General features: G+C 65.4%; 15 protein-coding genes. 5 read left to right on the top strand and 10 right to left on the bottom strand.

Going from position 1 to position 13586, the window contains the following annotated elements:
- Window positions 1-2: 2 nt before the first annotated feature.
- The 7 genes from flgH to flgB all read right to left on the bottom strand — a co-directional run bounded on the left by flgH (window position 3) and on the right by flgB (window position 5641).
- Window positions 3-713: a flagellar basal body L-ring protein FlgH gene (gene flgH / locus P3T23_RS05970; RefSeq protein ID WP_429315250.1), complete on the bottom strand. Its 711-nt coding sequence runs from the start codon at window positions 711-713 to the stop codon at window positions 3-5.
- A gap of 38 nt (window positions 714-751) precedes the next feature.
- On the bottom strand, window positions 752-1540 hold the full coding sequence (gene flgG / locus P3T23_RS05965) for a flagellar basal-body rod protein FlgG (RefSeq protein WP_429315249.1): 789 nt from the start codon (window positions 1538-1540) through the stop codon (window positions 752-754).
- Between the two features lie 41 nt (window positions 1541-1581).
- Window positions 1582-2340: a flagellar basal-body rod protein FlgF gene (gene flgF / locus P3T23_RS05960; protein WP_429315248.1), complete on the bottom strand. Its 759-nt coding sequence runs from the start codon at window positions 2338-2340 to the stop codon at window positions 1582-1584.
- Between the two features lie 23 nt (window positions 2341-2363).
- The gene (locus P3T23_RS05955) at window positions 2364-3869 is read right to left on the bottom strand and encodes a flagellar hook-basal body complex protein (protein ID WP_429315247.1); all 1506 of its coding nucleotides are present in this window, start codon (window positions 3867-3869) and stop codon (window positions 2364-2366) included.
- A gap of 33 nt (window positions 3870-3902) precedes the next feature.
- Complete coding sequence (flgD, locus tag P3T23_RS05950; protein WP_429315246.1) at window positions 3903-4613, bottom strand: flagellar hook assembly protein FlgD; 711 nt, start codon at window positions 4611-4613, stop codon at window positions 3903-3905.
- An 11-nt stretch (window positions 4614-4624) separates the two neighbouring features.
- On the bottom strand, window positions 4625-5050 hold the full coding sequence (flgC, locus tag P3T23_RS05945) for a flagellar basal body rod protein FlgC (RefSeq protein ID WP_429315245.1): 426 nt from the start codon (window positions 5048-5050) through the stop codon (window positions 4625-4627).
- A gap of 99 nt (window positions 5051-5149) precedes the next feature.
- Window positions 5150-5641, bottom strand: coding sequence for a flagellar basal body rod protein FlgB (gene flgB, locus P3T23_RS05940; protein WP_429315244.1), 492 nt, complete (start codon window positions 5639-5641; stop codon window positions 5150-5152).
- A 236-nt stretch (window positions 5642-5877) separates the two neighbouring features.
- On the opposite strand from flgB, the gene flgA reads away from it, so the two are divergent.
- The 5 genes from flgA (at window position 5878) to P3T23_RS05915 (ending at window position 9308) form a co-directional block, all read left to right on the top strand.
- Window positions 5878-7218 (top strand): flagellar basal body P-ring formation chaperone FlgA, encoded by a 1341-nt coding sequence (flgA, locus tag P3T23_RS05935; protein ID WP_429315243.1) that lies wholly within the window; start codon window positions 5878-5880, stop codon window positions 7216-7218.
- 140 nt (window positions 7219-7358) lie between these two features.
- Window positions 7359-7715 carry a flagellar biosynthesis anti-sigma factor FlgM gene (gene flgM, locus P3T23_RS05930; protein WP_429315242.1) on the top strand — a complete coding sequence of 119 codons (357 nt, stop codon included), beginning with the start codon at window positions 7359-7361 and terminating at the stop codon, window positions 7713-7715.
- Between the two features lie 95 nt (window positions 7716-7810).
- Window positions 7811-8260, top strand: a complete 450-nt coding sequence (locus P3T23_RS05925) for a flagella synthesis protein FlgN (RefSeq protein WP_429315241.1) — start codon at window positions 7811-7813, stop codon at window positions 8258-8260.
- Between the two features lie 287 nt (window positions 8261-8547).
- Window positions 8548-9024, top strand: a complete 477-nt coding sequence (locus tag P3T23_RS05920; RefSeq protein ID WP_429315240.1) for a hypothetical protein — start codon at window positions 8548-8550, stop codon at window positions 9022-9024.
- Complete coding sequence (locus tag P3T23_RS05915) at window positions 9021-9308, top strand: type II toxin-antitoxin system RelE/ParE family toxin (protein WP_429315239.1); 288 nt, start codon at window positions 9021-9023, stop codon at window positions 9306-9308. Before P3T23_RS05920 ends, P3T23_RS05915 begins: the two co-directional genes overlap by 4 nt.
- A gap of 115 nt (window positions 9309-9423) precedes the next feature.
- Here P3T23_RS05915 and P3T23_RS05910 read toward each other — a convergent pair whose 3' ends face one another.
- Genes P3T23_RS05910 through flhF form a run of 3 tightly spaced genes read right to left on the bottom strand, consistent with a single transcriptional unit; the run spans window position 9424 to window position 13261 of the window.
- The gene (locus tag P3T23_RS05910; protein ID WP_133661315.1) at window positions 9424-10158 is read right to left on the bottom strand and encodes an RNA polymerase sigma factor FliA; all 735 of its coding nucleotides are present in this window, start codon (window positions 10156-10158) and stop codon (window positions 9424-9426) included.
- A 30-nt stretch (window positions 10159-10188) separates the two neighbouring features.
- Window positions 10189-11058, bottom strand: coding sequence for an AAA family ATPase (locus tag P3T23_RS05905; RefSeq protein ID WP_429315238.1), 870 nt, complete (start codon window positions 11056-11058; stop codon window positions 10189-10191).
- Window positions 11051-13261: a flagellar biosynthesis protein FlhF gene (gene flhF, locus P3T23_RS05900; protein ID WP_429315237.1), complete on the bottom strand. Its 2211-nt coding sequence runs from the start codon at window positions 13259-13261 to the stop codon at window positions 11051-11053. Before flhF ends, P3T23_RS05905 begins: the two co-directional genes overlap by 8 nt.
- Between the last annotated feature and the right edge of the window lie 325 nt (window positions 13262-13586).

Raw genomic sequence — 13586 nt, 5'->3', positions numbered from 1 at the left:
GATCACCACGGTGAAACGTTGAGGAAGAAGCGTTGCAGCCAACCCATGTTCTCGGCCTCGTTGATATAGCCTTTCGCCGAGTATTCGATCTTCGCGTCCGCCACCTGGGTGGAGTACACGTAGTTCGCGCCCGAAATCGTGTTCGGATTGACGACACCCGAGAAACGCACGAACTCGTTGCCCTGGTTGATCAGCATCTGCTTTTCACCGCTGACGATCAGGTTGCCGTTCGGCTGCACGCCGGTGACAGTGACGGTAATCGTGCCGTTGAAGGTGTTGGCCGCGCTCGCGCCGCCCGTGCCCTGGAACGTGTTGGCGCCGCTCGCGTCGAGGTCGACCCGGTTGAACAGGCCGCTGAGAAAGCCGGCCGTCGGCACGCCGAGTTTCGTGCTGCCATTGCGGTTCGCCGCCGCCTGCGACGACTTCGTCGCGTTGATGTTTTCGGCGATGACGATGGTAATGATGTCGCCGACATTGCGCGGCCGCTGGTCTTCGAAAAGCGGCCGGCCTGCGTAGCCCGGGTTGAAGATCGCACCCGGTGACGAATTCACCGGCGGCGCCGGTGGAGCGGCCGTCATCGGCTGCTGGATGATCGGCTCCCTGGGCACGAGCGCGCAGCCGCCGAGGCCGGCCATCAACGTGCCGGCGAACGCGGCGAACCACACCGCGCGCGCGCAGCGCGTTTCTTTAGGGAGTCGGATGGAGTGCGACATCTTGATTACCGCCTGTCTGTTTCTAAACCGTCAAGCCGTTAAACCGGCATCTGGCTGAGGGTCTGCAGCATCTGGTCGGAAGTCGTCACGGCCTTGCTGTTGATTTCATACGCGCGCTGGGTCTGGATCATGTTCACCAGTTCCTGCACGACATTCACGTTCGATGCCTCGACATAGCCCTGATTCAGCGCGCCGGCGCCGTTCAGCCCCGGCTGCGAGACGTTCGGCGCACCCGACGACTGGGTTTCCGAGAACAGGTTTTCGCCCTTCGCTTCGAGGCCGGCCGGATTGATGAACGTCGCGAGCTGCATCGAGCCCACCTGCTGCGTCGCAGTCGAGCCGGCCGTGGTGATCGACACGGTGCCGTCGCTGCCGATCGTGAGCGACGTCGCATTGACGGGAATCGTGATCGGCGGCGTCACCTGATAACCGCTCGACGTGACAAGCTGGCCCTGGGCGTTGGTCTGGAACGAGCCGTCACGCGTGTAGGCGGTCGTGCCGTCCGGCATCTGCACCTGGAAAAAGCCGTTGCCGTTGATGGCGACGTCCTTCGAATTGCCGGTCTGCTGCAGGTTGCCCTGCGTGTAGAGGCGTTCCGTTGCGACCTGCTGCACGCCGGTGCCGAGCTGGATGCCCGACGGCAGTTCGGTCTGCTGCGTCGAGTTCGCGCCCGGCTGGCGGATGGTCTGATACAGCAGATCCTCGAACACGGCGCGCGAGCCCTTGAAGCCATTGGTGCTGACGTTCGCGAGGTTGTTCGAGATCACGTCCATCTGCGCCTGCTGCGCATTCATGCCGGTCGCGGCGATATAGAGTGAGCGATTCACGGTGTATTTCTCCTGGTGCGCAGGCGTGCCTGCAGCCGGTATTAACTGAAGTCGAGCAGCTTGTTGGCCGACTGGTCGTTCTGGTCGGCGGCTTCGAGCATCTTCGTCTGCATCTGGAACTGCCGCGCGTTGGTGATCATCGACACCATCGCCGCAACCGGATTCACATTGCTGCCTTCGAGCGCGCCCCCGATGACGATCGCGTTCGGATCGGCATCGGCCGGGTTGCCGTCTGAGGTGCGATAGAGACCGTCGTCGCCGTGCGCGAGCGTTGCCGGGTCGGGGTTGACGATCTTCAGCTGGTCGACGACCACGACGGCGGTCGGCGGATCGCCCGGCGTCAGTGCCGACACGGTGCCGTCCTTGCCGATCGTGATCTGGGCGCCCGGCGGCACCGAAATCGGGCCGCCCGTGCCGAGCACCGGCTGGTTCGTCGCCGTCACGAGCTGGCCATTCGGATCGACGTGCAAGGCGCCGGCGCGCGTGTACGCTTCGTTGCCGTCGGCGGCGAGCACGGACAGCCAGCCCGGGCCCTGCACGGCGACATCGAGCGGATTGCCGGTCTGCTGGATCGGGCCGGGCGTGTAGTCCGCGCCCGGCGTCGACGACAGCACGAAGGTCCGGGTCGTGGTGTTGTTGACGGTGCTGCCGTCGCCGAACGCCATCGGCACGGCACGGAAGGTCGCGAGCTGCGCGCGAAAGCCCGTCGTCGAAGCGTTCGCGAGGTTGTTCGCGATCACAGCCTGCTGATCGAGCGCCTGCGTGGCGCCCGACATCGAGGTGTATATGAGCCGGTCCATGATGGTGTCGGTGAGTGCAGCGCTTACAGGTTGATCAGCGTTTGATCGACGGCCTGCTGGGTCTTGATCGTCTGCGCATTCGCCTGGTAGTTGCGTTGCGCCGTGATCAGGTTCACCAGTTCGCTCGTCAGGTCGACGTTCGAGTTTTCCAGCGCGCCGCCCTGCAACGTGCCGTGGTTCGTGCTGCCCGGCGTCGAGATCTGTGCGACGCCCGAAGCCGCCGTTGCCTGAAACTCGTTGTTGCCGAGGTCGATGAGGCCGTTCTGGTTCGCAAAGTTCGCGAGCACGACCTGGCCCAGGGCGGCCGTCTGGCCGTTCGAATAGTTGCCGGTGAGCGTGCCGTCAGTGCCGACCGTGAAGTTGGTCAGCTGGCCGGCGGCGAAACCGTCCTGGGCGAGCGAATTGGTGCCGTCCTTGCTCCCGTACTGCGTCGTGCCGCCGATCTTCAGCAGCAGGCTTTGCGGCGAGGCAGAACCGTCGGTGTTCGGAATCGAGAAGTTGAACGCGAGCGGCGTGGCGGTCGCAACGCCGGCGGCGTCGGTTGTGCTCGACAGGTTGCCCGACGAGTCGAACTGCGCCGTGCCGATCTTGCTCGCCGTGCCCGTCGATGGGCCTGCATAGACGTCCCACGAGCCGGCGGCCGTCTTCACGAAGTACATGTTGACCTGCTGCTGGCCGCCAAGCGAGTCGTACACCGGGACCGAAGTCGAATAGCTGTAGGTCGTCGAATCGGTCTGGTTGAAGGCCGGGCGGTTGGGCGTGACGGTGACCACGTCGCCAGTGACGGCGGCGCCGGTGAGGGTCAGCGTTTCGCCGTTGCCGAGTGTGATTGCCTGGCCTGCGGTGTACGTGCCTGCCGTGGTCGTGGTGCCGTCGGACAGGTTATAGCTGTTCGCACCGGTAAAGGTGATCGTGTAGGTGTTCGCGTTGGTGCCCGCTGCGCCATTGGTGATCGTCGCGCCGCTGCTTGCCAGCGTCGAGCCGGCGCTGACCGTCGGGAACGCAACCGTCGGCGTGCTGAGCACGAGGTTGTCCTGGGCGTTCAGGTTGAGACCGGCCGTGATGGTCGTGGTCGCGGTCGGCGCGATGTTCGCCGTCGGCACCTGCAGCGGCACCGTGCCTGCCGAATTGATGATGCCGTTCTTGTTGGCGGCGTAGCCCATCAGTTGCAGGCCGTCCGCGTTGACGATATAGCCGTTCTTGTCGAGCTGGAACACGCCGTTACGCGAATACGTCAGCGAGCCGTTGTTCGACATCTGGAAGAAGCCCTGGCCGTTGATCGCGACGTCGAGCGCCTGGTTGGTCGTCGTGATCGTGCCTTGCGAGAACTGCTGCTGCACCGACGCGAGGCGCGAGCCGATACCGATCTGGTTGTTGACTGCAGTGGCCACCGAATTGGCGTACATGTCGGCGAATTGCGCCGTGCCCTGCTTGAAGCCCACCGTATTTGCATTGGCGATGTTGTTGCCGATCACGTCGAGATCGCTCGACGCGCCTGCCAAACCGCTCAACCCTTGCTGGTAACCCATGACGGTCTCCGTGTCTGATGTATCTGGATGCAGTTAGATGATGGCGGCCACAGTCGACAGACCGACCGTGCTGCCGTTCGACAGGACGAGGCCCGCGGTGCCGTCGGTCTGCTTGATGACCCCTTGAACCGTCGCGGCGGACAACGTCGTCGCGGTTGCCGCCTTGCCGCCCACCGTGCCCGTCGCGGTGATCGTGTAGGTGCCGTCCGGCAGCGCATTGCCTGCCGTGTCGACCGGCGTCCAGCCGACCGGAATCGTGCCCGCCGACTGCTTGCCCAGGTCGATCGTGTTGACGATCGTGCCGGCCGAGTTCTTGACGACGACCTGCAGGTCCGACGCGGCGTTCGCGAGCGTCACGCCGAAGCCCGTGGCCTTGCCGCTCGCGACGGAGAAGGTGCTGCCCGGAGCCAGCACGGTCGTGCCGATCAGGTTCGCGGCCTGGGTCTGCTGGCCGGCCGTCAGTTGCGTCGACAGCGACGTGAGCGACGTGTTGAGCTGGCCGATACCCGTCACCGTGTTGATTTGCGCAAGCTGCGAAGTCATCTGCGAGCTGTCCATCGGGCTCGTCGGATCCTGGTTCTTCATCTGCGCGACGAGCAGTTGCAGAAAGGTGTTCTGCAGGTCGGTTGCCGTGTTGCCGGTCGATTGCGTGCTCGAAGTGCTGCTGTTCGTGCCGTTCATCGTGTCGAGCAGCGTCTGCGAAACGGTCGTGCCGTTGCTGCCGATAGTGGTGTTGGTCGTCAAGGAAATGCTCCTCAGGTTCCGATCGTTAGCGTTTTCAGCATCAGCTGTTTCGCGGTATTCAGTGTTTCCACATTCGCCTGGTACGAGCGCGAGGCCGAGATCATGTTGACCATTTCCTGCACGGGGTCGACATTGGGCAGCGTCACATAACCATCCGCGTTGGCCGACGGATTGCTCGGGTCGTAGGCCGTCTTCATCGGCGTCGGATCGTCGATGACGCCCGTCACCTGAACGCCGCCGATCTGCTGGCCGGAGCCGGTGCGCGCGCCGCCGATCGGGTTCACGGCGAACACGACCTGCTTCGCCTTGTACGGCTGGCCGTCGGGGCCGGTCGTACTGTCCGCGTTGGCGAGATTCGACGCCGTAACGTTGAGCCGCTGCGACTGCGCGGACAACGCCGAACCGGCGACGTTGAAAATGTTCATCAGGGATGGCATGGCTTGCTGACCTCTCTTGCCGGTGTGTCCGGCTTCTAGTCCCGTAGCGTGTGGTTTCTGGCGGTGCTCAAAGGTGGTGCCTTGCAACTGCGTGCTTCGTTACGAGCCCGACGTGATGGCCGAGAGCATCGTCTTGATCTGTTGCGACAACACGGTCATGCCCGACTCGAAGTGCAGCGAGTTGTCGGCGAACTGGACCCGCTCGGCGTCGAGATCGACCGTGTTGCCGTCAAGCGCAGGCTGGGTCGGGATGCGGTAAGCCACGGTGCCGAAGTCGTCGGTCGGGCCGCCGGTCGCCTGCAGGGAGGCCTTGCCCGTCATGTGGCCCGGCTCGGTGGACACCATCGACATGCCGCTCGTTACGCTGGCCGGCTGCGTCATCGCCAGCGACGAACTGTTCGACGCGCCGGGCGTGGCGCCCCCACTCTTCTTCAGCGCGCCGGCGAGCGACGACGCGAAATCGACATCACGTGCCTTGTAGCCTGGCGTGTCGGCGTTCGCGATATTCGACGACAGCAGTTCCTGGCGATAAGCGCGCACATCGAGCGCCTGACGGCCAAAGGCGAATTCGGCATCGAGTTTGTCCAGCATGGTTCTCTCCGGATGACGGTCCGAGGCTTCCTGCGCCGGCCTCCTTCCATCTCACGCGAGACGAAAGAGTGGCTGGCGGCCAGCAAGGCCTTTTTTTGCATGTGGTGCATCTTATGGGCGCAATGCAAGCGGCAATCGGACGAATAACCGGGGAAGCCGCCCTCTATTCAACGTTTGCGCAACGGGTGGCGTCTCTAGAATGCGATTCGTACTGATGCATTCGATGGAGAATCACGATGGGCCTGTCCGCTTCCGATGTCCCCCGCACAGCGCGCCGCGCCGGCGCTGGTGCCGCGCGGACGCTGGCGGCATGGGCAATGTTCGCCGCCGGCAGCGTCGCCATCGTGCTGCCGGTCAGCACCCGCGCACAGGAGGCGGGCGGACCGATCGTGATTCCCGGCCCCGCCGAAAAGAATCCCGCCGCGCTGGCTGCGTTGGCGGAACGTGTGAACGCGCCTGCTGCCGTCGCTGCCCCGCCGGCAGCAGCGGCCGCCACGCAGATGCCGGTGGCGGCGCCTTCAGCAGACGAGCGCAACAACGGAGATCGCTTCGCCAGCGCGGCAAAGGCGGACGGCGCGATTGTGATCCCGGGCGCAGGCGTTGCCGCGGCGCCCGTTCAACAGCCCGCGCTGACGCGCGCGAGCCAGCAGACAGCAAGCCGGCAAGTGCTGCCGGTCGTGGTCGCGCCGGCCCGGGCGGTGGGGCAGCAGCCCGCAGCGGCGCAGGCCGTTGCGATGAATCCGCCCGATGGTTCGGGCACTTCGGGCGGCTCGCTCGACCCGCTTGCGTCGCGCGGAGAGCCGCCGCAGTTGCGCTCAGGCAGCAGCGCGGGTGTACCCGCCAACGACATCGGTCGGGTAGTCCCGGCCTCGCAAGTCCGGCTTCAGGCCGAGGCCCAGCAAGGCAGCGCTGCTTCCCGGCCGGTGGCCCAGCCCGTGCAGCCCACGGCCGCCGGACAGCAGGACGCCGAATCGATCCGCCGCGCCGCGCTCGCGTTTCTCCAGCAGCAGGCGGCCGGCCTGCCCGGCAAGATCGACATCACCGTCGCGCCGGTCTTTCCGCGCGGCCTCGCGGCATGCACGGCGCTCGCGCCGTTCATGCCGACCGGCACGCGTCTGTGGGGCCGTACCACGGTCGGTGTACGCTGCGCCGGCGAACATCCGTGGACGCTTTACCTGCAGGCGCGGATTTCGCTGCACGCCACCTACTACCTTGCCTCGCGCGCCATCGCGCCGGGCGAAATGCTGACTGCCGCCGATCTCGTCGCCCGTGACGGCGATCTGACCAACATGCCGCAGGCGATCGTCACGGACCCCTCGCAGGCAGTCGGCTCCGTCGCATTGATGCGCGTCGCAGCAGGCTTGCCTCTGCGTCAGGACATACTGCGCAGCGCTTCCTCGGTGACCATTGGGCAGACGGTCAGGGTCGTCGCCCAGGGCCCCGGCTTCGCTATTTCGTCGGAAGGCAGCGCGATGAACAACGCGGCGCCAGGCCAGCCAGTACGGGTCAAGACGGCCACAGGACAGATCATCCAGGGTGTCGTGAAGGACGGCGGGACCGTCGAGATCCAGCTTTAGGATTCGAGATGGAAGGCCTCGGGGCGACGGCGCGAAGGTGAAATTCCGGTGAGATCAACCCCAAAAAGGGCGGTGACGATTGAGCTAAAGTTTCGATTGGTGATTGCCGTTATCACATTCAAATCATCAGGAAGCCAATCGTGAAAGTTGATTCCACCACCAGTTCAGGTCTGCAGACGTTGAAAGACGGCCTGCAGCGTACGCAGCAAGGCGATGCGTCGACCACCGGCGCCGGCACGACCGGTGCGGGCGCGGCGGCGTCGACGTCCCGCAGCACGTCGGGCGGTGACGCGAACGTGAGCCTGTCGGGTCTCTCCGGGCATCTGCACGGCCTCGCGAGTTCGGGCGCCGCTGACATCGATACGGCGCACGTCGACTCGATCAAGCAGGCGATCCAGAACGGGTCGCTGACGATCGACTCGGGCAAGATCGCCGACGGCGTGCTGGAAACGGCGCGCAACCTGTTGCAGAACAAGAGCCAGTCGACCGGCAACTGATCGACGCACCGAGGCAAGGTGCGCCAGGTGCCGGGCGGCATTTGTGAAACAGGGTCCGCGTGCAACGCGCGGACCAGCGTGTTTAGCGAGTTGTGATGAAAGACGCCCTGCTTGCCACCGTCATCGACGAGTATTCGACCGTAGAGGCGTTCGCCTCGGTTCTGGCCCTGGAAGAAAAGGCCCTCACGGCGGTAGAGCCGCTTGAAATGCTCCCGCCGATCGTCGAGAAGAAAACCGAACTGGTAGGAAAGCTCGCGACGCTCGAGAAAATGCGCGATACGCAGCTGGCCGAACTGGGTTTCCCCGGCGGCTGGAAAGGCATGGAACTGGCGGCGGGCAGCGATACGCGGATCGCCGCGCAGTGGTCCCTGCTGCAAAAAGCCGCCGAACGCGCGCAACGCTCCAACACGCTCAACGGCTCGCTGATCCGCACGCGCATGGAATACAACCAGCGGGCATTGACCGCGCTCAACGTCGCGGTCACGACGGAAAAGGTCGGATTCTACGGTCCGGACGGACGGATTCCGGCCTACAGCAGCCTTTAGGGCCTGTTCACGCTAATAACGGGCTTGCGCTGGCCCAAGCACCCACGCCTCCACTGGCCGTCCGGCCAGGTGTCCGACGAACGCATTTTGCCTTCCAATGACGTTGAAGTTGCCCGGCATCGCGGCTTGCGCCCCGACCGGGCAGCTGCCTGTCGATTCTTCGAGGATGAGCGCCATTGGACACTGCAATCACAACACCGAACCACGCCACGAATAGCTGCATTTCGTGGACTGAAATGCTACACTCCATCGATCAGGTCGTTGCTGACCCTCGCCTTGGAGTTCTTATGACCCTCACCACGTTTGATGTCGCCCAAGCCACTGCTGCCGTGAACTCAGGGGGGGTCGTGTCGGCCGTCCTGCGCGCGGACGGGAACAGTTTCTACATCGAATTCGAAACGCGCGAGCGGGGAGCAGCCGAACTGGTGACGTCCAACGGCCGGCAGCGCAGGACGTTCCGCGATCCGGTGCAGGCGCTGAAGGTACTGCGGGAACTGGGTCTCACCGAAGGACGTTTCGCGCTGGCAGAGTGGAATCCGGATGCGCCCCGGCGGGCGTGGAGCCGTCCGGATTCGGCGGCGGAGATGAAAGCGAAGCACGAGGCCGCGGCAGAACATGTGGCGTTCATCGCCGATATCGAAGCGGGGCTGGCGGAAGCTGGCAACCCTTCTGCGCCCGGCATCGATCACGCCGACGCGATGGCCCAGCTGGAAGCGCGCCTCGCGGCCTATGTGAGCGCCAGTAAGCGGAAAGCAGCCCGATGAGGGTAGTCTGGCGGCCGCGCGCGCTGGAACAGTTGCTGGAGATCATCGACTTCATCGCTGCCGACAGTCCGCACGCAGCGGCGGAATTCGGCGCGCTCGTTCGCAGCAGGACCGACGTCCTCTCCGCGCATCCGCGTCTGTATCGGGAAGGACGCGTCGCCGGCACACGGGAGATTGTCGTCGCGGCGAACTACGTGATCGTCTATCGCGTCGATGACGAACAACAGCGGGTGGACATACTGCGGGTTCGCCACGCCCGCCAGCAACCGGTCGCCCAGGTCTAGCCCGAGGGCCTCGCGTCCAACGGAACGCCGGCCTCAACCTCCCTCAACCTCACTCAATCTCCCTCAACCTCCCTCAACGTCCCTCAACCTCCCTCAACCTGCCCTTAGCTCACCCTCAGCTCACCTCGGCCCCTGCCCAGGCCATCTCGCGCAGACGCGTACGCAGACGCGCGACCGCCTGGCTGTGCAACTGGCAGACCCGCGATTCGCTGACTTCCATCACTGCGCCGATCTCGCGCAGATTCAGGCCGCGCTCGTAGTACAGCGACATCAACAGCTTCTCCCGTTCCGGCAGGCGCTCGATCGCTTCGACCAGCGCCGAACGCAGGCTCTCGTCGAGCAATGCCGACAACGGATCCGCACGATCGACACAATACCGGTCGAGGAACGGCTCATCGTCAGCGGAACGATCGAAGTCTTCGTAATAGATCAGCTGGCTGCCGTGCAGGTCCTGCAACATCGACTGATACTCGTCGAGCGGCATCTTCAACTGCTCGGCGATTTCCGCCTCGCTCGCCGAGCGCCCGAGATTCTGCTCGACCTTGTGCACGGCCGTCTCGACCTCACGCGACGTGCGCCGCAGGCTGCGTGGCAGCCAGTCGTTGCTGCGCAGCTCGTCGAGCATCGCGCCGCGAATCCGCTGGCTTGCGTAGGTCTCGAACTGGGCGCCCTGATCTTCCTTGTATCGGCTCGCCGCATCCAGCAGGCCGATCATGCCGGCCTGGATCAGATCGTCGAGATCGACGCTCGCCGGCATTTTGGCGACGAGCTGCAGGCCGAGGCGCCGCACCAGCGGTGCGTACTTTGCCAGGACGTCGGCCTGGGAAATCTTTCCCTGAGCGTTGTACATCGTGCTCCCCTTGTCTGCGTGCCCCGCCCCTCAGGCGTGCTGCGCAGACGGTTGGTCGGCGTGTTGCGCCGCTGTTACTGTCGCCAAAGCCGCTCCGGGCGTGCGCGACGACATCGCTGGCCGCATCGGCCAGTACTGCAGTTCTGCGGCGACATGCCGGTAGTCCCGCGCGGCCGGTGTCGACGGAAAGGCATCGACGACGCAGCGCGACAGCTCCACCGCCCGCGCCATCCGCGGATCGGCTGCGATGCAGCCGGCGTTCTCGAGCGACACCGTCAGGTAGCGCCCCGCCACGCCCGCCAGATTCTCGAAGGCGGCGGTCGCATCGGACACGCTCTGAACATGGTTCACCAGCACGCGAAACTGCGGGATCGCGTGGGCGTAATGCAGACGTTTCATGCAGGCGTACGCGTCAGTGATCGCCTGCCCCGCCACGCGCGTGACGATCATCACGTCGTTCGACTGCATCGCGAGCGTCGACAGCGAACCGTCGCGATCCAGCTGGGCGTCGATCAGCACGATGTCGGCCGGTCCGCTCAACAGGATGGCGAGCTGCTCCGGCGTGCATCCTTCGCGATTGCCCCGCGATGCGGCCAGCACGGCGAAGCCCAGTGCATGCCGCCCGACGGCTTCTTCGAGCGCCATTTCACCGCGTATCACGGCCGAAAAATTGCCCGCGCCGCGCACGCCGCCGAGCTGCGCGCTTACCCCGTTTTCACCGGGGCACTCGTCGATCACCAGCACATCCTTGCCCTGCTCCGTGAGCGCGGCCGCCAGATTCACAACGGTCGTCGTGCGGCCGACGCCCACCGAGCCACCCGTCACGGCCACCACGCGCGCGCCTGAGCGCGCGAGCAGCCGCCGCAGACCTTCCGCCTGGTCCAGCACGAATTTATCCAAAACGAACCTCGTGCAGTTCCGCGGTCGAACGGGCCGACAGGGCCGAGAGCAACGCCGGGATATCGTCGTCGTGCGGCACGAACGGCGAGCCGTCGCGCGGAATGCAGAACGCGCTCTTGATCAGGAATTTCTTTGTCGCCACGTAGAGGTTTTCCGGCACCTTCTGGCCAGTCGAAACGTAGTGCACCGGCAGCCTGTAGCGGATCACCGTATCGAGCACGCTGCCGAGGTTGGTCGCCTCGTCGAGCTTGGTCAGGATGACGCCAGCGAGCGGCTCCTTGTCCGGCGAAGCCTGATAGGCCTGCACGACTTCGTTGAGCGTGTCGCCGTGGCTTGTCGCGTTCAGCAACAGCAGGCGCTGCACCGGCTGGCCGGCGCCACACAGCATCGCGATCTGATCGGACACCGAGCGGTCGCGCTGGCTCATGCCGATCGTGTCGATCAGCACGATGTGCTTGTTGCGCAGCTCCGTCAGCGCCAGTTGCAGGTCCGCGCCGTCTTTCACCGCATGCACCGAGACGCCGAGGATCTTGCCGAAAATGCGCAGTTGTTCGTGGCCGCCGATCCGGTAGCTGTCGGTCGTCAGCAGCGCGACCTTGCTCGCGCCGAAGCGCATCACGCAGCGCGCTGCAAGCTTCGCCGTCGTCGTCGTCTTGCCGACGCCCGTCGGGCCCGTCAGCGCGAATACGCCGCCGCGGTCCATCAGCGCGTCTTCGTTTTCGATCACCGGCAGGTTCGATTCGAGCACGGAGTGAACCCACTCCATACCCGCCTCCATGTTCTCTACCTTCGGCAGGTTTTCGACCATCATCCGCACGAGCTGCGCGGAAAAGCCGGCGGCGAACAGATGCTTCGTCAGCCCAGCGTGCGTCGGGCTGCGGCGCTGGTGATCGGCCCAGAGGAGACCGGTGAACTGCTCTTCCATCATGCCGCGCATCGACGCCAGCTCGTTCATCACCGTTTCGTTGACGATCTGCTCCATGCGGGCCTTGATCGACTCCGTCACGGCGGCCGCCGCGCTTGCCGGCAGGCCGGCGAGCGGGGTCGTCCCGCCCTTGCGGGCATCAGGCGAGGCGTTGACGTCGGCCTGCACCGCCGGCGCGACGCGCTGCGAGGCGCGGCGTGCGGCCAGCTGGGCAGCCTCGCGCGCCCAGTCGGGCGTGGCCTCGTCGTCGGCGGATTCCTGCCGGTCGACCGTCGCGCCAAGGCAGCGAGCCATCGCTGCAGAGGGGGTCATCACGGGCTTTGCCGTATGCACGACGTCCTGCGCAGCAATGCGGCGTGCGTGATCGATCAGCCATGGATTCGTTTCGGCCATCGTGCGCGGACGGGCCGGCGCCGACGGGATAGCGGGCGGCGGTGCGGTCACCGGCCTGTCGACGCGGATGTCGCTGCGGATGTCGGGTCGTGCTTCGGGCCGCGCTTCGAAGCGTGGTTCCGGTCGAGCTTCGGGCCGCATCTCCGACCGCACTTCGATACGTGCGTCAGGGCGACTTTCCGGCCGAGCCGCGTGAGCGTCGAGGCGCGCGCCCGGACGACCTTCGAGACGCGCGTCGGAGCGGATTTCCACGCGTGCGTCTTCGCCCGATCGCGACGCGGATGCGCCTGCCGCTGAGGCATGCGAAGCTCCGACGGACAGCGTACCGGCCTCCTGCGAAGCGCCGTCCATATTGCTGGCCGACATCCGTTCCGTGCCGGCTTCCGGGCTCGCGCCGAACACCGACGAGAACACGTCGGGCATGCCGCCGCTTGCGTACGGATTCGCCTGCATCGGCGGCGCGGCCGGACGCGTCAGCGGCGCTGCGCTCGCGCCCGTCGTGAGGCTCGCGCCCGCTCCCGGATTCGCACTGCCTGCACCGTAGCCTGAGGTGCTGCCGACGCCGAAGCCGCTGCTGAACCCGCCGCCTGCCGTGTTGCTACTTTGGTTGCCACCGTGGCTGCCGCCGTTGTTGCTATCGCTCGTGCTGTTGCTGTTGCTGTTGCCGTTGCCGCCCGCCCCTGCGCCGAAGCCGCCGCCAAAGCCCGCGCCTTCTCCACCCTTGGGTGAGATTGCAGCGAGATCGCTGTCGGCGAGCGCGACGATTTCAACGGTGCCGTCCTCGATCGCCCGGTTCGACAATACGACTGCATCGGAGCCCAATGCCTCGCGGACGAGACGCAGTGCGTCACGGCTCGTTGCACCGACGAATTTGCGAATGTTCAAGCTTGACTCCCGATGAGCTTAACGGACCGGCAACATACCGCTTCCCATTGAGAGCAATTATTGCGAAAGACGTCCAGCCGCCATCGGTGGATAAGGGAGGAGAAAGGGAGGCAATTCGGGCATTCGGAGGCGCGGTACGGGCCCGGTAAGCGGTCCGTTAAACCGTGTCCCATGCTCCGCCGATTCCCCGCGAGGGAGCCCGGAATCGCGCCGGCGGCGCACGGCGCCTGAAAAGCGGACCGGCATCCCGGACCGGCCGGCGGCAGCTGGCGGCGCGACGCCGCAGGCTACCGGTTGCAGACGGAGAAGAAACGGAAAGGGAACG

Origin of the sequence: Paraburkholderia sp. GAS448 (assembly GCF_050435685.1) — a bacterium.
Taxonomy (GTDB): domain Bacteria; phylum Pseudomonadota; class Gammaproteobacteria; order Burkholderiales; family Burkholderiaceae; genus Paraburkholderia.
Note: the sequence above shows the minus strand (reverse complement) of the source record. Positions and strands in the feature narration are given on the sequence as shown.